This window comes from Neobacillus sp. PVCKKU3 (assembly GCF_058323225.1).
The window spans coordinates 22,376-42,145 of the sequence record NZ_JBLVQN010000056.1; the positions used below are offsets into that span (position 1 = coordinate 22,376).

The following is a 19,770-nucleotide window of genomic DNA, read 5'->3' on the forward strand; positions in this document are numbered from 1 at the left end:
ATACGGGAGTAGACAATGTTAAAAAAATTTTTTAACAGGCGGGCGAAACAGGAAGAGGAGGCGGGAGTCCCTATGAAATTAATTGTTGGCTTAGGCAACCCCGGGAAGCAGTACGACCAAACCCGGCACAATGTCGGCTTTGAAGTTATTGACGAATTGTCTAACCGGCTGCAAATCCCCCTTAATCAGTCAAAGTTTAAAGGATTGTACGGCATGGGCAATCACAAAGGGGAAAAGGTATTGCTGCTAAAGCCGCTGACCTATATGAATTTATCTGGTGAATCTATCAGTGCGGTGATGGATTATTATAAAATAGAGCTAGACGATCTGGTCGTTATCTATGATGATCTGGATTTGCCGGTTGGGAAAATCCGCCTACGGCAAAAGGGAAGTCCAGGCGGTCATAATGGAATAAAATCAACAGTGGCCCATCTTGGCACTCAAGTCTTTAACCGTATCCGGATTGGAATTGACCGGCCGCACCCTCCGGGAATCAGTGTTCCTGACTATGTGCTAGGAAGGTTCCGTCCGGAAGAGCAGCAGCCAATCAAAGAAGCGGTGGAAAAAAGTGCCGATGCCTGTGAGGCATGGCTGGAAAGGCCATTTTTGCAGGTTATGAACGATTATAATCAGTGAATTGTTCATGATAAAGAAGTATCTCTCATACAATAAAGACAAGAAACGGGAGAGTGGAGAATGAATAAGTTCCTCCTGCAAGGTTCATACTATTATTAGAGAATCTTGAGATCAGGAGGGATTGTATGGCCATCCATTACCATTGCCGGCATTGTGGCTCAAATCTTGGTTCAATTCAGCAAACATCGATCCATTCGGAAGCGCTTGGGCTTCATAGATTAACGGACCAAGAGAGACAGGATATGGTTACTTATGATAATTCGGGAGAAATTCATATAAAGGCAATTTGCGAGGACTGTCAGGAAGCATTAGAGAAGAATCCAGATTTTCACCAATATGATTATCTTATTCATTAACCAGCTTTGGAGGGAAAATCCAAAGCGTTTTTCTATTTAAGAAATGAACTTGATAGAAGCAAACATGTACGGGAGGAGGAGAAACCTTGGAGGGGTTAAAATCACTATTTCTTCAGCAGGAAGATATTTACTCGGTTATTTCCGGAGTGGAAGAGGGCTTAAGGGAACAGCTTATTGCGGGCCTTTCCGGCTCGTCGAGAACAGTGCTTACAGCTGCAATCTACGAAAAAATGAAAAGACCCATAATGGTTGTCACCCATAATCTTCTGCAGGCACAAAAACTTTATGATGACATTGCAAATTTAGTGAATGAAAAGGAAGTTTTTCTTTTTCCTGCAAATGAGTTGATTGCTGCTGAAATGAGCATTGCCAGTCCAGAGCTCAAGGCACAGCGGATGGAAGCCTTAAATTATTGGAGCAAACAGACCAGGGGAATTATGATTGTCCCGATTGCCGGATTAAAGAAAATCCTCCCTCCAAAATCACTGTGGGAAAAATACCAGCTTTCCTTAAAAGTAGGAGAAGATATCAATCTTGAGTCCTTGTTAAACATTCTCGTGCAAATGGGATATGTACGGGGAGAAATGGTATCCACACCGGGAGAATTTAGTGTAAGAGGCGGCATCATTGATATTTATCCATTAACAGAGGAAAACCCGCTGCGTATTGAACTGTTTGATACGGAAATCGATTCAATTCGTTATTTTTCTCTAGAAGACCAAAGGTCAAAGGAAAAGGTGTCGGAGGTCTTTATCGGACCAGCAACAGAGGTATTATTAGAGGCAGAACACTACAGCCGCATGGTTGGAAAAATAGAAGATGGTTTAGGGATTAGTCTAAGGAAATTAAAAAATGATAAAGCAAAAATTGAGCTTAGCCAAAATATCAGCTTTGAGCTCGAGCAGTTGAAAAATGGCCAAAAGCCTGATCAGGTTTTTAAATACTTGTCATTGGCCTATGAAACCCCTAATAGTTTACTAGACTATCTGCCTAAGAACGGGCTGGTTATAATTGATGAAATCAGCAGGATTCAAGAGATGAATGAATCCCTTGTGAAAGAGGAGGCAGAGTGGTATACAGCTTTGCTTGCTGAGGGGCAAATTATCCATGATGTACAAATATCCCACGATTTGCAGGCGTTTTTGCAAAGAAAGCAATTTCCAATTCTTTATATGTCGTTATTTTTACGGCATGTGGCTAATACAAGCCCGCAAAATATTATTAATATTTCCTGCCGGTCGATGCAGAATTTTCACGGGCAGATGCATTTGTTGAAATCAGAAATAGATAGATGGAAAAAAGGGAATTATACCATTTTATTTTTAGGGGCTAATGAAGAGAGAGTTGCTAAGCTAGAACGGGTGCTCGAAGACTATGAAATTGACGCAAGTATTACCTCCGAGAACCAGCAGCTTTTACCGGGGAAGATTCAGATTATAAGAGGAAATCTACAGACAGGGTTTGAACTTTCAATTCAGAAAATTGCCGTTATTACGGAGGAAGAGCTCTTTAATAAACGGGTGAAACGGCCCTCCAGCCGTCAAAAGCTATCCAATGCCGAGCGGATTAAAAGCTACTCGGAGTTGAAGATTGGCGATTATGTTGTTCATGTGAATCATGGAATAGGAAAGTATTTAGGCATTGAAACTCTTGTGATAAACGGGATTCATAAGGATTATCTACATATCCGCTATCAAGGGACAGATAAACTCTATGTACCTGTAGAACAAATCGACCTTGTCCAAAAGTATGTCGGTTCCGAAGGAAAAGAGCCGAAAATCTATAAACTTGGCGGCACTGATTGGAAGAAGGTAAAGAAAAAGGTTCAATCATCGGTAGAGGATATTGCCGACGATTTAATCAAATTATATGCCGAGCGGGAAGCGGCAGTCGGTTATGCCTTTACGCCGGACGGAGATATGCAGCGGGAGTTTGAAACATCGTTTGCTTACCGTGAAACAGATGACCAGCTTCGGTCGATTCATGAAATCAAAAAGGATATGGAACGGCCGCGGCCAATGGACCGGTTATTATGCGGCGATGTCGGTTATGGGAAAACAGAGGTGGCCATCCGCGCCGCTTTTAAAGCGATTGCTGACGGTAAGCAGGTGGCTTTCCTTGTTCCGACGACGATTTTAGCACAGCAGCATCATGAAACATTAAGAGAGAGATTTCAAGATTTTCCGATTAATATTGGCTTATTAAGCAGGTTCCGTACAAAAAAACAACAAACAGAAACAATCAAAGGTCTGAAGGCAGGGACTGTTGATATAGTTGTTGGCACCCACCGCCTGCTGTCAAAAGACATTGTTTATCATGATTTGGGGTTATTAATTATTGATGAGGAACAAAGATTTGGTGTTACACATAAAGAGAAAATCAAAAAACTGAAAACGAATATTGATGTGTTAACCTTAACGGCGACACCAATCCCAAGAACGCTGCACATGTCGATGCTTGGTGTCAGGGACTTATCGGTCATTGAAACGCCGCCGGAAAATCGTTTCCCTGTGCAAACATATGTGATGGAATACAACGGTTCTTTAGTCAGGGAAGCCATTGAGCGCGAGCTTGCCCGCGACGGACAAGTATACTTTTTATATAACCGCGTCGAGGATATCGACCGTAAGGCAGAGGAAATTTCCATGCTGGTGCCGGATGCAAGGGTCACCGTTGCTCATGGCCAGATGTCGGAAAACGAGCTTGAATCGGTGATGCTGGGTTTCTTGGCGGGTGATTTCGATGTCCTGGTCAGTACGACCATCATTGAAACTGGTGTCGATATACCGAATGTTAATACTTTGATTGTCCATGATGCCGACCGCATGGGACTCTCCCAGCTTTATCAGCTCCGGGGCCGGGTCGGAAGATCAAACAGGGTGGCCTATGCTTATTTCACCTATCGAAAGGATAAGGTTTTGACAGAGGTAGCTGAAAAACGTCTCGAAGCGATAAAAGAATTTACCGAGTTAGGTTCCGGTTTTAAAATTGCGATGCGGGACCTGTCCATCCGAGGTGCGGGAAATTTACTCGGTGCCCAGCAGCATGGATTTATTGATTCGGTAGGGTTTGACCTTTATTCGCAAATGCTTAAAGAGGCGATTGAGGAACGGAAGGGTGACCTTAAGGCCGAGGCAAAACCAACAGTAGAAATTGACCTTGAAATTGATGCCTATATTCCAGATTCCTATATCCGGGACGGCCATCAAAAAATCGAAATGTATAAACGCTTCAGAGGAGCTTTGGCACTTGAGGATATTGACGAGCTGCAGTCGGAAATGCTTGACCGCTTTGGTGAATATCCTGACGAGGTCGGCTTCCTATTCCAAATTGCCGAAATGAAGGTATACGCCATCCAAAATGGAGTAGAGTTGATTAAACAGGTCAAGCAGGATGTCACGATTTTATTAACCGAAGAAATGACAAACACGATTGAAGGCAGCAAGCTTTTCCATATTGGCAACCGCTTCGGAAGAGCCGTTACCCCGGGTATGGAAGGACGTAAGCTGAAAATCATGATTAAAACAAAGGACCTTGAGACTGCACAATGGCTTAATATTGTGTTTGAAATGGTCAAGGGAATTTCTTTGGCGAAAAAAGAACAGGGAAATCCTGTGAATTAACAGAAAGGGCCTGACCCCAACATTAACGCATTAAAGCGGGGGTCAGGCCCTTTTATGTGATGTTGGGAATCTTTCCTGAATATGTGAAAAAAATATGTCCTATGTGAATAGAACTTTCCAGTTGAAAGATACTAAGTTCAAAGTTGGTGATGATTTCAATTAAAGGAAATTAAGTCACTCACCAAGTTGAAAAATCATCAGATGAAAGTGAGGCAACATTGGATGAAAGCAACTGGAATTGTTCGTCGAATCGATGATTTGGGGCGTGTTGTTATTCCTAAAGAAATACGCAGAACTTTGCGTATCCGTGAAGGGGATCCGTTAGAGATTTTTGTGGATCGAGACGGAGAAGTCATTTTAAAAAAATATTCACCAATCAGCGAGTTAAGCGATTTTGCCAAAGAATATGCAGAAGCCCTATTTGATAGCCTCGGTAATCCTGTTTTAATTTGTGATAGAGATGCGTATATTGCTGTTGCAGGCGGTTCTAAGAAAGATTATTTAAATAAAAATATTAGTGATTTAGTCGAGAAAACAATGGAGGATCGCAACTCCATGCTCAGTACCCAGCAGGGCGATGTTGCCTTGGTTGAGGGTAACGAGGAACCAGTAACATCTTATACAATCGGACCAATAATTGCAAATGGCGACCCGATTGGAGCAGTTATCATTTTTTCAAAGGAAGGCTCCCTTGGAGAGGTCGAGCAAAAGGCTGTTGAAACAGCTGCCGGCTTCCTCGCTAGACAGATGGAGCAATAATATTAAAAAAGGCAGCCAGCGCTGCCTTTTTTAATGTTATAAATGTTATAATGGTTCCGCTTATGCTAATTAGGCAGGTGAAACTGTGAAAAATATCAATCCTTCTAAGGCTGTGTTTAAAGGGGCCTTTATTTTAGCTTTATCGGCACTGATCACCAAAATTTTAAGTGCTTTTTACCGTATTCCCTTTCAAAACATCGTCGGGGATGTCGGGTTTTACATATATCAGCAGGTTTATCCTTTTTATGGGGTGGCTGTTGTTCTTTCTACTACCGGATTTCCGGTTGTCATATCAAAGCTGTATGCTGAGCTGCTGGAAAAAGGCGACCAGGAAAAATCACGCCTTCTTCTTTTTTTATCGTTTATCTATTTGCAGATATTCGGCCTTCTTTGTTTTCTTGTTCTTTATTTTGGGGCCGGCCAGCTGTCTCTTTGGATGAAGGATCCTCATCTGGCCGTCATTATCCGGGTGGTTTCGATCGTTTTTTTAACCTTTCCATTTGTCTCGGTTTTGCGGGGCTATTATCAGGGAAAAGGAGATATGGTACCGACCGCTTTATCTCAAGTGGCAGAACAAACAATCCGCGTTGTCACGATTCTTTTTCTCTCATGGATATTAATGGAAAAGGGGGTTTCCCTCTATCTTGTCGGTGGGGGAGCAATGTTTGGGTCGATTACAGGCAGTTTGGTTTCAGGCCTTATTTTGGTTATGTTCTTGTGGATTCGTAAAGAATGGAAACTAATGGAACCAAATAAAGGGAATTTAAAGACGAGCGCCCTTCAGGTAAAGCGGATTTTTAAGGCGCTCACGTTTCAAGGACTTACTATTTGTGTCAGCGGCATGCTGATGATTTTTATTCAAATGGCAGATTCTTTAAACCTCTATTCTCTGCTCGTTTCGAATGGAACCCCCGGGGATATGGCAAAAAGCTTAAAAGGAATCTTTGACCGCGGCCAGCCGCTCATCCAGCTGGGAACGATTGCGGCTTCTTCGATGTCGTTAACGCTGGTGCCGTTGATCAGCCGCGAGAGGCTTGCTTCCAAACCGGAATTTTTGCAACACAAAATTCAATTGGCGCTAAAGGTAAGTATCATTATTGGCGTAGGGGCTTCGGCTGGATTATGGGCGATTATTCGCCCGGCCAACACTATGCTGTTTGAGAATGATTATGGTTCAGATGTTTTAGGGATGCTTAGTTTTGTTATTTTGTTTACATCATTGATTGCAACAATTGTCGCCATTCTCCAGGGATTAGGCAGTTTTGCCCTTCCAGCTTTGGCGGTAGCTGCAATATTTCCCGTTAAGTATGTACTAAATATGATATTCGTACCAATGTTAGGAACAATGGGGGCAGCTCTTTCTACTTTGTTGTCGCTTGGCATTATTATCATTTTATTAATTATTCATTTTAAAAAAATAGCGGCCATTCCGCTTTTTAATCTTCGCTTAATAGGGACTGTTTTTTTTGCGGCCCTAGCTATGGTTCTATTTTTGAAAGGCTGGCTGTTTCTAGCGGAACATCTATTAGAACCACTCGGATTAAGCCGCTTTGGTGCAGCTATCCAGTCTTTAAGTGCGGTATTTTCCGGTGGAATTCTATTTACGTTGATTATTATTAGAGGACGCACTTTTCTTGAGGAAGAGCTTGCCCTTTTCCCGTTTGGCAGCAAACTCATTCATTTTATGGCTCGAAAGGATCGAAGATAATATGGCGAAAAAAATTGAAATTGTCGGCTTAGGTGCGGGCGACCTGGAGCAGCTGCAGGTCGGCATATATCGAAAACTTATTAAAGGACAGCGGCTTTTTTTGCGAACAAAGGAGCATCCGGTAGTCGCAGAGTTAGTAAAAGAAGGAATGGTTTATACTTCGTTTGATTCCGTTTATGAAAAACATGAGCAGTTTGAGGATGTTTATCAGGAAATTGCCGAAACCTTGCTAGAGAAGGCACAATCAGAATCAGTAACCTATGCTGTGCCGGGCCATCCCCTTGTGGCAGAGCGGACGGTCCAAATTCTTTTGGAAAATGGGGCAAAGGCCGGGGTTGAAATTATCATTGGTGGCGGTCAAAGCTTTATCGATGCCTTATTCACTTCTTTAAAAATTGACCCCATTGACGGGTTTCAGCTGTTAGACGGCACTTCTCTTCAGGCTGGCCAGATCCAAATAGACCAGCATATCATCATCAGCCAGGTTTATGATGCCTTTGTTGCTTCGAATGTGAAATTAACCTTAATGGACCAGCTCCCGGATGATTATGAGGTATATATTGTCTCGGCAGCAGGCAGTCAGGAAGAGTCAATTATGAAAGTACCTTTATATGAATTAGACCGGAATTTATCTATTGATAATTTAAGGTCCATCTATGTTCCCCCAGTACAGGAGGAAGAAATTTTATGGAGAACCTTCCCCAAGCTGCGCAACATTATTGCCGTCTTGAGGGGACCAAATGGCTGCCCATGGGATAAAGAACAAACCCATGAATCATTAAAGAAATATTTAATTGAAGAAATGTATGAAGTGATTGAAGCCATTAATAGCGAGGATATTGACCATCTCATCGAAGAATTGGGAGATGTTCTGTTGCAGGTTATGCTGCACGCACAAATTGGCGAGGATGATGGATATTTTTCCATTGAGGATGTGATTGAAGGCTTGTCCGCGAAGATGGTTCGCCGCCATCCTCATGTTTTTGGAAATGCTGAAGCGGCCAATGCTGATGAGGTGGTCAAGAATTGGCAGGAGATTAAGAAGCAGGAAAAAGGGGAGGAACATGCTGATGTCTCCTTGCTTGCTGGAGTTTCGCTGGCCCTGCCTAATCTGCTGCGTGCCTATGAGCTCCAAAAGAAAGCGGCAAAGGTGGGCTTTGATTGGAAGGAAATCGGACCCGCCTTGGAGAAAGTTAAAGAGGAGCTGGATGAATTTATTGCCGAACTTGATGGAACGGAAGAAGGCCGTGCCCGCGCAAATAAAGAATTCGGAGATTTATTGTTTGCGTTTGTAAATGTCGCCCGGTTTTTAAAAATTAATCCGGAAGAAGCTTTGTTTGCAACAAATGAAAAGTTTATTCGTCGTTTTCAGTATATTGAAGAGAAGGTAAAAATGAGCCAAAAAGCGATTGAAGATCATTCCCTCAAGGAATTGGATCAGTACTGGGATGAGGCAAAATTAAAAGGTCTATGATGCATGGGGACGGTTCTCATGCATCAATAATGGAATTAACCCAAAATTTAAGGGGTTTTAGAAGGGGTAGAGTTAACATGCGCTTAGATAAATTTTTAAAGGTATCAAGGTTAATTAAAAGAAGAACGCTGGCAAAAGAAGTGTCAGACCAAGGAAGAATTGAAATCAACGGCAAGGAAGCAAAGGCAAGTTCCACGGTAAAGGTCGGAGATGAATTAACACTCCGCCTCGGTCCTAGGAGAATTACCGTCAAAATTGAACGAATTCAGGAGACTACCCGTAAGGAAGAAGCAGCAGAAATGTATACAATTCTAAAAGAAGAACGCGTTGGCTATTCCGAGGAGCAAAACGACTAATGATGTTCTAATTCTTTTACCTCACACATAAAAATGTACAAAAAGGTTGTACAAATAGAAAAGCTAAAAGCGCCTTGGCGCTGAAGCTGGACAAATGATTGTGAGGGATGAAGGATGAGCCAATATTATGATAATACTCCTGCTAAAAGCAGTATTCCTGACCATGATGTGATTATGAGAGGGAGAAAGCTTCTAGATATTACCGGTGTAAAGCAAGTGGAAAGCTTTGATAATGAGGAGTTTTTATTGGAAACTTCAATGGGCTTTTTAGCGATCAAGGGACAAAACCTGCAAATGAAAAACCTCGATGTTGAAAAAGGAATCGTTTCAATTAAAGGGAAAATATTCGATTTGGTCTATCTTGATGAACACCATGGGGAGAAAGCTAAAGGATTCTTTAGCAAGTTATTCAAATGACCCTTTCCACGCAATTTCTGACGATGCTTTCTATGATTGGCATGGGGTCATTATTTGGCGCCATGCTTGACACGTACCATCGGTTTTTAAAGAGGCCCCATCGAAAAGGCTGGATTGTATTTTTAAATGATCTGTTATTTTGGATGATTCAAGCCTTACTAATATTTTACGCGTTATTTTTAGCGAATAACGGAGAATTGCGGTTCTATATTTTTATTGCTCTTCTATGTGGATTCGCCGCTTATCAAAGCTTATTAAAAGCGATGTACCTGAGGCTCCTGGAGCTTTTGATTGAGACTGTCATCTCCGTCTCCCAATTTACAAAAAGAACTTTCCTCCTCATAATTTATAAACCAATTGTCGGACTAATCCAGCTTGTCATAGCCATCCTATTAACATTTGGCAGGGGGTTATTATCCCTTGTCAAATTTATTTGGAAGGTCCTTCTTTATATCCTGAACGTGCTATTTGTCATTGTGAAGAAGATTTTGTTTGTTTTTTGGAAACTTTTGCCGAAAGGTATTAAAAAATCCGTCGAGAAGTTATATAATAGAACGGCAGGAAAATCCAAGGAAATCGTGAATTATATTAGTAAGTGGATGGACAAGTTGAGAAAAAGAAAAGAGTAAGGAAGGATATAAATGGGAGCAGAACGACAAAAAGCAGTATCAAAAATCCAAACAGCTTATGTCCAACAGCAGGAATATGCCGAAATTGCATCAGCCCGCAGGAAAAAGCTGCTTCTCAGAAGGCTGTCGCTGTTTTTTGTGTTTGCCTGTTTGCTTTCTTATTTTATGATATCCAGTTATCTTTCCCAAACAAGAATCTTGGAGGCGAAAGTGGCGGAGAAGCGGAAGCTTGATCATCAGCTGGCAGATTTAAAAAAGCAAGAGAAGATATTAAAAGAGAACATCGTCAAATTAAATGATGATGATTACATTGCGAAGCTTGCCCGCAAAGAGTATTTTTTCTCGGACAAGAACGAAATAATCTTTAATATTCCAGACGAAAAGAAGGAAAAATGAACCAATAAGTAGTGTTATTGACACTTAATTTTCCCCTTCTGTATAATATATAGTAAGTTGATTTTTAAATTTTTAAGGAGGAACATTTTTTTTATGTCAATCGAAGTAGGCAGCAAGTTACAGGGAAAGGTGACAGGCATTACTAATTTCGGAGCGTTTGTGGAGCTGCCGGATGGTTCAACAGGACTCGTTCACATCAGTGAGGTCGCAGACAACTATGTAAAAGATATTAATGACCATCTTAAAGTTGGCGACCAGGTTGAAGTGAAGGTTCTTAATGTTGAGAAGGATGGAAAGATTGGACTATCCATCAAGAAGGCTAAAGATAGACCGGAACCAGAGAAAAAACATTCGCATTCCCATTCACAACGTCCTCGTCAAGGAAGGGCAAACGATCGTAATAATAATAATAGACCGGAATCCTTCGAGCAAAAAATGGCAAGATTCTTAAAAGACAGTGAAGATCGTTTAACTTCCCTAAAGCGGCACACCGAGTCCAAGCGTGGCGGAAGAGGAGCTAGACGGGGTTAACTTGCTGCAGACTTTTTAAACAAATAGAGCAGGCTTTACAAAAAGACAGGTCATAATGGCCTGTCTTTTTTTAGCTAATAAGAAAGTATAAACTTTCTGTCGAAAGCTTTATACTTTCTTAACGCATAAATTCAACTACCCCTCTGTCTTCGTCCTATCGGACTCGCCAATCGGCGAGTTTTCATTTATGTACCAATATATATTAAAAACTTTGAAATAATGACAGCAAATTAAGATAGATAATATTATTTGAATGAAAATAGTGAAAACCGTCGAACGATTCTTTGAACTCGTTCACTATTTTGACAAACTTTTAAATCTAGCAAACTTATAATAGATTCTAACAATAATGAATCGGGAGTGTGGATATATGGAAAAGCCAAATGCGAGTTTAATAGAACCGATCGGGGAAGTCAATCTTCACACGCCAAAATGGAATTTGAACTATGGATTTAAAAGGCTTCAATTTATGCTAGAATCCTTTTTCCTTAAAAAGGGATTTCTATTATTAATCGTAGGATTTTTACTTGGACGAGCCCTGATATTGGCAAAGCTGACTCCGTTTAGTCTGCCCTTTTTTGCCGCTGTTTATTTTATTAAAAAGGATCGGGCACCGCTTGCCCTGATTGGACTGGTTACAGGGGCCGCTACCCTGTCATTAGGAAACGCCGCCTTTACCTTTATTGTCACTTTTCTGTTCTTATTCATTTACCGTATCAGTCAAAAATGGCTGAACAATGAGATGAGAGCGCTGCCCTTTTTTGTGGGAATTATTTTAGGGCTTTCGAAATTGGCTGAAGCCTTTATTCTCTCCCAAGCCATAACCCTTTATGATGTCATGATGGTTGGGGTTCAGGCCAGCCTTGCATTTATTTTGACGATGATTTTCCTGCAGAGCATTCCACTGCTAACGGTTAATAAACGCAGGCAGCTATTAAGAACAGAAGAAATCGTCTGCTTGATCATCATGCTGGCTTCGATTATGACGGGAACGATTGGCTGGAAGGTTTATGATCTATCGCTTGAACATGTCTTGTCCCGTTATTTGGTTCTCGTCTTTTCTTTTATAGCAGGGGCAACTGTCGGATCAACGGTTGGAGTTGTCACTGGTCTAATTTTCAGCCTGGCAAGTGTGTCGAGTTTCTATCATATGAGTCTATTAGCCTTCTCAGGTGTTTTAGGGGGTCTTCTCAAGGAAGGGAAAAAGATTGGTGTATCAGTCGGCTTGTTTATCGCTACCTTGCTGATTGGCATGTACGGTGAAGGGGGCGGCTCACTGCTGTTGACAATCTATGAAACAGCGGCAGCTATTTGTTTATTCCTGTTGACACCCCAAAGCTTAACCTCCAGGCTGGCAAAGTATATACCCGGAACACCCGAGCATATGGCTGAGCAGCAAAAATATATGAGAAAAATGCGCGATGTAACGGCCCAAAGGGTTTCGCAATTTTCAAATGTCTTTCATGCCCTCTCCAAAAGTTTTTCGCAAACGGATGCATTTCCCGTTGAAAATGAAGATGAGCGGGAAATGGATTACTTCATGAGTCATGTAACCGAAAAGACATGCCAAACCTGCTTTAAAAAAGAGCAGTGCTGGGCAAAGAATTTTAGTACAACCTATGCATGCATGGAGGAAATTATTCATGAAATGGATCAAAACGACGGCAATATTTCTTTAAGGATGTCAAGAGAATGGGAAAAGCTTTGTTCGCGGCCAAAAAAGGTGTATGAAACAATTGCCCAGGAACTGACTTTTTACCAGGCCAATATAAAATTGAAGAAAAAAGTACACGAAAGCCGAAAGCTGGTTGCCGACCAACTTTTAGGTGTTTCCGAAGTGATGAACAATTTCGCCAAGGAAATCCAGCGTGAGCGGGAAAATTACTACAAACAGGAGGAGCAAATCATGGAGGCCATGCAAGGATTTGGCATCCATATTGAACAGGTGGAAATTTACAGCTTGGAGCCGGGAAATGTTGATATTGAAATGTCTGTTCCATTTTGCAATGGCCACGGGGAGTGTGAAAAATTAATTGCTCCCATGCTGTCCGATATTCTTGGGGAAACGATTGTGGTTAGATTGGAGGAATGTGCAACCTATCCAAATGGTTTCTGCCATGTTGTCTTTAGGTCTTCAAAGGCCTATACGGTCGACACGGGTGTAGCCCATGCTGCCAAGGATGGCGGCTTAGTGTCCGGTGACAGCCATTCCACGATTGAACTGGGACTTGGAAAAATGGCACTCGCCATCAGTGACGGAATGGGGAATGGCGAACGGGCTCATTATGAGAGTGATGAAACACTAAAGCTGTTGCAAAAAATTCTCCAATCAGGCATTGAAGAAAAAATCGCCATCAAATCGGTTAACTCCATCCTCTCACTGCGGACAACCGATGAAATATTCTCGACATTGGACTTGGCGATGATTGATTTAAAAAACGCATCTGCCAAATTTCTTAAAATAGGATCTACGCCGAGCTTTATTAAAAGGGGGAAAAAAGTCATTAAGATACAGGCAAGCAACCTGCCGATGGGAATTCTTCAGGATTTTGAAGTAGATGTAGTAGATGAACAGTTGAAGGCAGGGGACTTGTTAATTATGATGAGCGACGGTGTCTTTGAGGGACCAAAGCATGTAGAAAATTATGATTTATGGATGAAACGGAAAATACTTGAATTGGAAACAGATGACCCACAAGAGATAGCTGATTTAATCCTAGAAGATGTGATTCGCTCCAAATCGGAAATAATTGACGATGATATGACCGTCATGGTGGCAAAGATCAGACATAATACGCCGAAATGGGCAACTATTCCTGTACAAAAGATGAAGCGCCAAGCGTAACTAATTATTTTACGCTGGATTCTGCTAATTTATGTATAAATACTTTTTCCCTCGTCGACAATGATACCAATTCATTTGTGGAGGGAGAAGGTTATGTACACAGGGAAGATTCGCCAAATCCTATTGATTACAGATGGCTGCTCCAATCAGGGTGAGGACCCGATTGCGATGGCTGCACTAGCTCATGAACAGGGAATAACCGTCAATGTCATTGGTGTAATGGAGCATGATGTGATTGATGAAAAAGGAATGACAGAAATAGAAGGAATCGCTGCTTCAGGCGGCGGCGTGAGCCAGATAGTCTATGCCGAGGCGCTCTCACAAACGGTTCAAATGGTCACAAGAAAAGCAATGAACCAAACCATCCAAGGGGTGGTAAATCGGGAATTGCAGCAAATCCTCGGCCGCTCCAAGACGATGGAGGACCTGCCCCCGGAAAAAAGAGGCGAAGTGATGGAGGTAGTCGACGAACTCGGCGAGACTGTCGAATTAGAGGTGTTGATTCTTGTCGATACAAGCGCGAGCATGAAGCAAAAGCTTCCGACTGTAAAAGAGGCGCTGCTTGACCTTTCACTAAGCTTAAACGCAAGGACAGGAGATAACCAATTTTCTGTTTATGTATTTCCCGGGAAAAAGAATGATGTCGAAAGATTGCTGGATTGGACGCCAAACCTACAAAATTTGACAAGCATCTTTTCCAAATTGACCACAGGGGGAATAACGCCGACAGGGCCTGCCATCCGGACTGCTTTAACGTCCTTTAATCAAAAACGATCATTAAGGAGTCTCTTATCAGACGATGATGAATCATACATGGAAGAATCAATATAAAATCAGTCCGGGAACAAATGTTACAGGGAGATGGCATTCCAAACAATATAAAATCATAAAGGAACTAGGATTTGGAGCAAACGGGGTGGTCTACCTTGCAAAGAATAATAATACACAGGTCGCTCTAAAAATGAGTGATAACGGTATGTCCATCACGTCTGAGGTAAACGTTTTAAAATCCTTTGCAAAGGTCCAGGGCCAAGAAACCCTTGGGCCTTCTTTGTTTGATGTCGATGATTGGCAAGTTGGCGGAAGGAACTCCCGTCCTATTTCGTTTTATGTAATGGAATATATTCAGGGGCCTGATTTGCTTTCCTTTTTGGAGCAGAAGGGAAAAGCATGGATGCCGATTTTGTTCCTGCAATTATTAAATGATTTGGATAAGCTGCATGGCAGCGGCTGGATTTTTGGGGACTTAAAACCGGAAAACCTGATTGTGACTGGCCCTCCTCCGAAAATTAGGTGCATTGATGTCGGCGGAACAACAATTGAGGGAAGAGCCATTAAAGAATTCACGGAGTTCTATGATCGCGGCTATTGGGGCTTGGGCTCCAGAAAGGCCGAAGCAACCTATGATTTGTTCTCAGCAGCGATGATGATGATTAATACTGCATATCCTAAGCGTTTTAAAAAAACAACTGGCGGAATAGAGCAATTAAGGGAGGCGATTCGTTTAAAACCGGAACTGCATCGCTATGAACGGGTTATCCTAAAGGCTTTAATGGGACAGTATCCTAGTGCCAGCCAAATGAGATCAGACCTATTGGACACCATCAGCGACCAGCCAAAAAAAGATTCCAAACCGGTATCCAAAGGGGTCAGACCCGGCCAGCATTCAGCACAATCGCCAAAAGGGAATATTAACATTTCCCGCCGCGATTTCCGAAAGAAAAAGAAAAAAAGCGGCTGGCTGGAATTTTTCTTTATTGCCATAGTGCTAAGTGTATTGTATGGGCTATATATTTTTTTAAAACTTCTTTAAAGAATGAAACTTTTTTATTCTTTCTCCGTAAATAACAAGAGATCAGGTTTTTATGAAATATTTCTTTTTCAAACGGGCCTATAATTTTGATAGTTACTCTAAAAGAGTGGTATTCTAAACTTAAGTTTTTCTTAAAACATTGATTTTAGAGAGTGTGTATCTGTATGTTAGAAGCCAAGGTTGAGGACTTTCTTAACCGGCATTCATTTAAGCTTAAAGATAAAAGAATTGTTGTCGGGGTTTCGGGAGGGCCTGATTCGTTGGCGCTGCTCGACTTCCTGCTAAGTAAGAAGGAAAAACAGAACCTGACGATTATAGTTGCCCATGTTGACCATATGTTTCGCGGCCAGGAATCCTATGAGGATGCTATGTTCGTTAAGGAATTTTGTCAAAAGTCTGGAGTTCCTTTTGAAATGACCCGGGTTAATGTAACGGACATCATGAAGAAGGAAGGGAAAAGCTCACAGGTAGCTGGAAGGGAAGTACGATACTCCTTTTATTCGCAAGTTATGGAAAAGTATCAAGCCCCCTATTTGGCTCTTGGTCATCATGGTGATGATCAAATCGAGACGATTCTTATGCGCTTTACAAGGGGCAGTACAGGATTGGCCAGGGCTGGCATTCCTTTCTCCCGACCCTTCCATTTCGGCACAATATTTCGCCCGTTCTTATGTGTAACAAAGGGTGAAATTGAACAGTATTGCCAAAAGCATCAGCTTACCCCAAGAATTGACCCAAGCAATAAAAAGGGTGTATACAGTAGAAATCGGTTTCGCAGTGAAGTTCTTCCTTTTTTAAAATCGGAAAATCCGCTTGTCCATGAACAGTTTCAGCGATTTAGCGAAGACCTGCAAGCGGATGAATCGTTTCTTCAGGAATTAACGATTGAAAAAATGAATACAGTAGAAAAACAAAGGAAAGCCGATAAAATTCTGATTGACATTGGGAGATTTCTCGAATTGCCTTTGCCTTTACAAAGAAGGGGTATTCAACTAATATTAAACTATCTTTACAAAAAAAGGTGCGCAGATCTTTCAGCCATACATATCGACCAAGTTTTTAATCTAATCCAGCGCGGCGGACCATCGGGGAAATTGGATTTTCCGGGCGGGTTAAAAGTAATCCGTTCTTATCAGGAATTATCCTTTGAATTTGAATTTAAGCCCGTTAAAGTGGAACAATACTTTATCGAAGTGAATGAGCCTGGAATGATTAATCTGCCTAATGGCACCAGTTTTAAAGTGGAATATACCGGTTTGGATATTGCTGATATTCCTGCCAATATGGCGGTGTTTGACACCGAGAGATTGAACTTTCCGATTATCATTCGGACAAGAAAAAAAGGCGATCGAATGACCTTAAAAGGGATGACAGGTTCCAAAAAGTTAAAAGATATCTTTATTGACCAAAAAATCCCGCTTCATGACAGGGATACATGGCCGGTTATAACAGACAGGGAAGGGAGTATCCTATGGCTGCCAGGTCTTAAAAAGTCATCATTTGAAGGTATAGAAATGTCAGCTAAACAATATATACTACTTACATATATTAAGTAAACATCTTCTAGGGGGCACACTAATAATGAACCAGGATATTAAGGAAGTATTAGTATCAGAAGAGGAAATACAAGAAAAAGTAAAGGTGTTAGCGGCTCAATTAACCGAAGAATATAAAGATCGCTTCCCCCTTGCAATTGGAGTCTTAAAAGGTGCATTGCCTTTTATGGCGGATTTGTTAAAACGAATGGATTGTTATTTGGAAATGGACTTTATGGATGTTTCCAGTTACGGAAACTCGATGGTATCCACTGGAGAGGTAAAAATAATTAAGGATTTGGATACTTCTGTAGAAGGAAGAGACATCCTAATTATCGAAGATATTATCGACAGCGGTTTAACACTCAGCTATTTAGTCGATTTATTCCGTTACCGTAAGGCTAAATCAATAAAAATTGTCACGCTCCTAGATAAGCCGGCAGGTAGAAAAAGCAAAATACAAGCGGATGTTGTTGGTTTCATTGTTCCTGATGAATTTGTGGTAGGCTATGGTCTGGATTACATGGAAAAATACCGGAACCTTCCATATATTGGTGTTTTAAAACCGGAAGTATATAGCAAATAATCATTAATTGGAACCAAAAAACCAGGCATTATTCTCGCTATCCAAAACCGATTATGGCGAGGGCAATTCCTTGAATTAACAGGATTTTCTATGATACTATTTAATATAGTCTTTACCCGCGGGAGGAGGTAAGAGATGAATCGGATTTTCCGTAATACCATCTTTTATTTATTAATATTTTTAGTCATTATTGGCGTAGTCAGTTTTTTTAATGGCAGCAATGAACCAACCGATCATATTTCCTATGATAAGTTCGTAACACAACTGGAAAATGGTGAAGTTAAATCATTTTCGATGCAGCCTGAGCGGGGAGTATATGAGGTTCGTGGAGTGTTGGAAGCTGGGGATAAAAAATTTATTACCTATATTCCAAACAGCGAAAAAATCCTTGACCGCATTGATAAGGCTGATTCCAAGGTAGAAGTAATGCCTGCTAAAGAAACAAGCGGCTGGGTAACTTTCTTTACTTCAATCATTCCGTTTGTGATTATCTTTATTTTATTCTTCTTTTTATTAAACCAAGCCCAAGGCGGCGGCAGCCGAGTTATGAACTTTGGGAAATCAAAGGCAAGACTTTATAACGACGATAAGAAAAAGGTCCGTTTTAGAGATGTTGCCGGTGCAGATGAAGAGAAGGCAGAATTAGTCGAAGTTGTTGAATTTTTAAAAGACCCGCGTAAGTTTGCTGAGCTTGGCGCGCGGATTCCTAAAGGAGTTCTGTTAGTCGGACCTCCAGGAACAGGTAAAACCTTGCTTGCCCGGGCAGTAGCCGGTGAAGCAGGCGTTCCATTCTTCTCTATCAGCGGTTCTGATTTCGTAGAAATGTTCGTCGGGGTCGGTGCATCCCGCGTGCGTGATTTGTTTGAAAATGCGAAGAAAAACGCACCATGTATTATTTTTATCGATGAAATTGATGCTGTAGGACGTCAGCGCGGCGCCGGTCTAGGCGGCGGGCATGATGAACGCGAACAGACATTGAACCAATTGCTTGTCGAAATGGATGGCTTTGGTGCCAATGAAGGAATCATTATCATTGCAGCTACCAACAGACCAGATATTTTAGACCCTGCATTACTTCGTCCAGGACGTTTTGATCGTCAGATTACGGTAGACCGTCCGGATGTCAATGGCCGTGAGGCAGTGCTTAAAGTCCATGCCCGCAATAAGCCGTTGGATGAAGCTGTTAATTTAAAAAATATTGCGATGCGTACACCTGGTTTTTCAGGTGCAGACCTGGAAAACTTATTGAATGAGGCAGCCCTTGTTGCCGCCCGTCAAAATAAAAAGAAAATCGAGATGGTTGATATCGATGAAGCAACTGACCGCGTGATTGCCGGACCAGCGAAAAAGAGCCGGGTCATTTCAGAAAAGGAAAGACGGATTGTGGCTTTCCACGAAGGCGGCCATACTGTTATCGGCTTAGTTCTGGATGAAGCGGATATGGTTCACAAGGTAACGATTGTGCCGCGCGGGCAGGCAGGCGGTTATGCCGTGATGCTTCCGAGAGAAGACCGCTATTTCATGACAAAGCCAGAACTTCTTGATAAGATTGTTGGTTTATTGGGAGGACGGGTTGCAGAAGAGATTGTGTTTGGTGAGGTAAGCACCGGCGCTCATAACGACTTCCAGCGCGCGACCGGCATTGCCCGTAGAATGGTTACGGAATTTGGAATGAGCGATAAGCTTGGGCCGCTCCAATTTGGCCAGGCGCAAGGCGGTCAGGTGTTCTTAGGACGTGACCTTCATAATGAACAAAATTATTCTGATGCCATTGCCTATGAAATTGACCTTGAGATTCAACGGATTATAAAGGAATCTTATGAAAGATGCCGACAAATCCTTACGGAAAATCGTGATAAACTTGACCTTATTGCCAAAACCCTGCTAGAAGTGGAAACACTAAATGCAGAGCAAATTAAGTATTTGATTGAAAATGGCCATATGCCGGAAAATCCTGCTGAATTAGAATCTGTTCGCTTAGATACTAAAAAAGCAGATGATGTGAAGGTAAACATTAACATGAAAAAGGATGAAGACGTTAAGGAAGATGCTCCTAACGATCCTGAAAATAAATAAAATGATGAAGAGTGCTTCAGAAGAAGCACT

The 19,770-nt window shown here is 41.8% G+C and carries 17 protein-coding genes; all 17 read left to right on the top strand.

What is annotated here, in order from left to right; genetic code table 11:
- The first annotated feature begins 72 nt into the window (after positions 1 to 72).
- The 17 genes from pth to ftsH all read left to right on the top strand — a co-directional run bounded on the left by pth (position 73) and on the right by ftsH (position 19,740).
- Positions 73 to 636 carry an aminoacyl-tRNA hydrolase gene (gene pth, locus ACNQGS_RS26245; RefSeq protein WP_491489954.1) on the top strand — a complete coding sequence of 188 codons (564 nt, stop codon included), beginning with the start codon at positions 73 to 75 and terminating at the stop codon, positions 634 to 636.
- Between the two features lie 125 nt (positions 637 to 761).
- Positions 762 to 992 (top strand): anti-sigma-F factor Fin, encoded by a 231-nt coding sequence (fin, locus tag ACNQGS_RS26250; protein ID WP_213148323.1) that lies wholly within the window; start codon positions 762 to 764, stop codon positions 990 to 992.
- Positions 993 to 1,078: 86 nt separating this feature from the next.
- Entirely contained in the window at positions 1,079 to 4,615 is a 3,537-nt protein-coding gene (mfd, locus tag ACNQGS_RS26255) for a transcription-repair coupling factor (RefSeq protein WP_491489956.1), read from the top strand.
- Positions 4,616 to 4,837: 222 nt separating this feature from the next.
- The gene (spoVT, locus tag ACNQGS_RS26260; RefSeq protein ID WP_423800300.1) at positions 4,838 to 5,374 is read left to right on the top strand and encodes a stage V sporulation protein T; all 537 of its coding nucleotides are present in this window, start codon (positions 4,838 to 4,840) and stop codon (positions 5,372 to 5,374) included.
- Between the two features lie 85 nt (positions 5,375 to 5,459).
- The gene (locus ACNQGS_RS26265) at positions 5,460 to 7,082 is read left to right on the top strand and encodes a putative polysaccharide biosynthesis protein (RefSeq protein ID WP_491489957.1); all 1,623 of its coding nucleotides are present in this window, start codon (positions 5,460 to 5,462) and stop codon (positions 7,080 to 7,082) included.
- Position 7,083: 1 nt separating this feature from the next.
- Positions 7,084 to 8,556: a bifunctional methyltransferase/pyrophosphohydrolase YabN gene (gene yabN, locus ACNQGS_RS26270; protein WP_491489959.1), complete on the top strand. Its 1,473-nt coding sequence runs from the start codon at positions 7,084 to 7,086 to the stop codon at positions 8,554 to 8,556.
- A 77-nt stretch (positions 8,557 to 8,633) separates the two neighbouring features.
- Positions 8,634 to 8,912, top strand: coding sequence for an RNA-binding S4 domain-containing protein (locus ACNQGS_RS26275; RefSeq protein WP_213148320.1), 279 nt, complete (start codon positions 8,634 to 8,636; stop codon positions 8,910 to 8,912).
- Between the two features lie 114 nt (positions 8,913 to 9,026).
- Entirely contained in the window at positions 9,027 to 9,329 is a 303-nt protein-coding gene (yabP, locus tag ACNQGS_RS26280; RefSeq protein WP_213148319.1) for a sporulation protein YabP, read from the top strand.
- On the top strand, positions 9,326 to 9,958 hold the full coding sequence (gene yabQ / locus ACNQGS_RS26285) for a spore cortex biosynthesis protein YabQ (RefSeq protein ID WP_491489962.1): 633 nt from the start codon (positions 9,326 to 9,328) through the stop codon (positions 9,956 to 9,958). The genes yabP and yabQ overlap by 4 nt, the downstream gene beginning before the upstream one ends.
- 12 nt (positions 9,959 to 9,970) lie before the next feature.
- On the top strand, positions 9,971 to 10,354 hold the full coding sequence (locus ACNQGS_RS26290) for an FtsB family cell division protein (RefSeq protein WP_423800304.1): 384 nt from the start codon (positions 9,971 to 9,973) through the stop codon (positions 10,352 to 10,354).
- A gap of 93 nt (positions 10,355 to 10,447) precedes the next feature.
- Positions 10,448 to 10,885, top strand: a complete 438-nt coding sequence (locus ACNQGS_RS26295) for a S1 domain-containing RNA-binding protein (RefSeq protein WP_491489963.1) — start codon at positions 10,448 to 10,450, stop codon at positions 10,883 to 10,885.
- Between the two features lie 370 nt (positions 10,886 to 11,255).
- Entirely contained in the window at positions 11,256 to 13,730 is a 2,475-nt protein-coding gene (gene spoIIE / locus ACNQGS_RS26300; protein ID WP_491489965.1) for a stage II sporulation protein E, read from the top strand.
- Between the two features lie 93 nt (positions 13,731 to 13,823).
- Complete coding sequence (locus ACNQGS_RS26305) at positions 13,824 to 14,561, top strand: VWA domain-containing protein (protein WP_213148315.1); 738 nt, start codon at positions 13,824 to 13,826, stop codon at positions 14,559 to 14,561.
- Positions 14,530 to 15,543, top strand: a complete 1,014-nt coding sequence (prkT, locus tag ACNQGS_RS26310; RefSeq protein WP_491489967.1) for a serine/threonine protein kinase PrkT — start codon at positions 14,530 to 14,532, stop codon at positions 15,541 to 15,543. Before ACNQGS_RS26305 ends, prkT begins: the two co-directional genes overlap by 32 nt.
- 164 nt (positions 15,544 to 15,707) lie before the next feature.
- On the top strand, positions 15,708 to 17,099 hold the full coding sequence (tilS, locus tag ACNQGS_RS26315) for a tRNA lysidine(34) synthetase TilS (RefSeq protein ID WP_491489969.1): 1,392 nt from the start codon (positions 15,708 to 15,710) through the stop codon (positions 17,097 to 17,099).
- Between the two features lie 25 nt (positions 17,100 to 17,124).
- A complete protein-coding gene (hpt, locus tag ACNQGS_RS26320; RefSeq protein WP_491489971.1) occupies positions 17,125 to 17,664 on the top strand; it encodes a hypoxanthine phosphoribosyltransferase in 540 nt (179 codons plus the stop codon).
- A gap of 135 nt (positions 17,665 to 17,799) precedes the next feature.
- Complete coding sequence (gene ftsH / locus ACNQGS_RS26325; RefSeq protein WP_491489972.1) at positions 17,800 to 19,740, top strand: ATP-dependent zinc metalloprotease FtsH; 1,941 nt, start codon at positions 17,800 to 17,802, stop codon at positions 19,738 to 19,740.
- The last annotated feature ends 30 nt before the right edge of the window (positions 19,741 to 19,770 follow it).

Bases quoted from the DNA above. Each gene is read 5' to 3' on its own strand.
- pth (WP_491489954.1), top strand. From the start codon at position 73: ATGAAATTAATTGTTGGCTTAGGCAACCCCGGGAAGCAGTACGACCAA.
- fin (WP_213148323.1), top strand. From the start codon at position 762: ATGGCCATCCATTACCATTGCCGGCATTGTGGCTCAAATCTTGGTTCA.
- spoVT (WP_423800300.1), top strand. From the start codon at position 4,838: ATGAAAGCAACTGGAATTGTTCGTCGAATCGATGATTTGGGGCGTGTT.
- yabN (WP_491489959.1), top strand. From the start codon at position 7,084: ATGGCGAAAAAAATTGAAATTGTCGGCTTAGGTGCGGGCGACCTGGAG.
- ACNQGS_RS26275 (WP_213148320.1), top strand. From the start codon at position 8,634: ATGCGCTTAGATAAATTTTTAAAGGTATCAAGGTTAATTAAAAGAAGA.
- yabP (WP_213148319.1), top strand. From the start codon at position 9,027: ATGAGCCAATATTATGATAATACTCCTGCTAAAAGCAGTATTCCTGAC.
- yabQ (WP_491489962.1), top strand. From the start codon at position 9,326: ATGACCCTTTCCACGCAATTTCTGACGATGCTTTCTATGATTGGCATG.
- ACNQGS_RS26290 (WP_423800304.1), top strand. From the start codon at position 9,971: ATGGGAGCAGAACGACAAAAAGCAGTATCAAAAATCCAAACAGCTTAT.
- ACNQGS_RS26295 (WP_491489963.1), top strand. From the start codon at position 10,448: ATGTCAATCGAAGTAGGCAGCAAGTTACAGGGAAAGGTGACAGGCATT.
- spoIIE (WP_491489965.1), top strand. From the start codon at position 11,256: ATGGAAAAGCCAAATGCGAGTTTAATAGAACCGATCGGGGAAGTCAAT.
- ACNQGS_RS26305 (WP_213148315.1), top strand. From the start codon at position 13,824: ATGTACACAGGGAAGATTCGCCAAATCCTATTGATTACAGATGGCTGC.
- prkT (WP_491489967.1), top strand. From the start codon at position 14,530: ATGATGAATCATACATGGAAGAATCAATATAAAATCAGTCCGGGAACA.
- tilS (WP_491489969.1), top strand. From the start codon at position 15,708: ATGTTAGAAGCCAAGGTTGAGGACTTTCTTAACCGGCATTCATTTAAG.
- hpt (WP_491489971.1), top strand. From the start codon at position 17,125: ATGAACCAGGATATTAAGGAAGTATTAGTATCAGAAGAGGAAATACAA.
- ftsH (WP_491489972.1), top strand. From the start codon at position 17,800: ATGAATCGGATTTTCCGTAATACCATCTTTTATTTATTAATATTTTTA.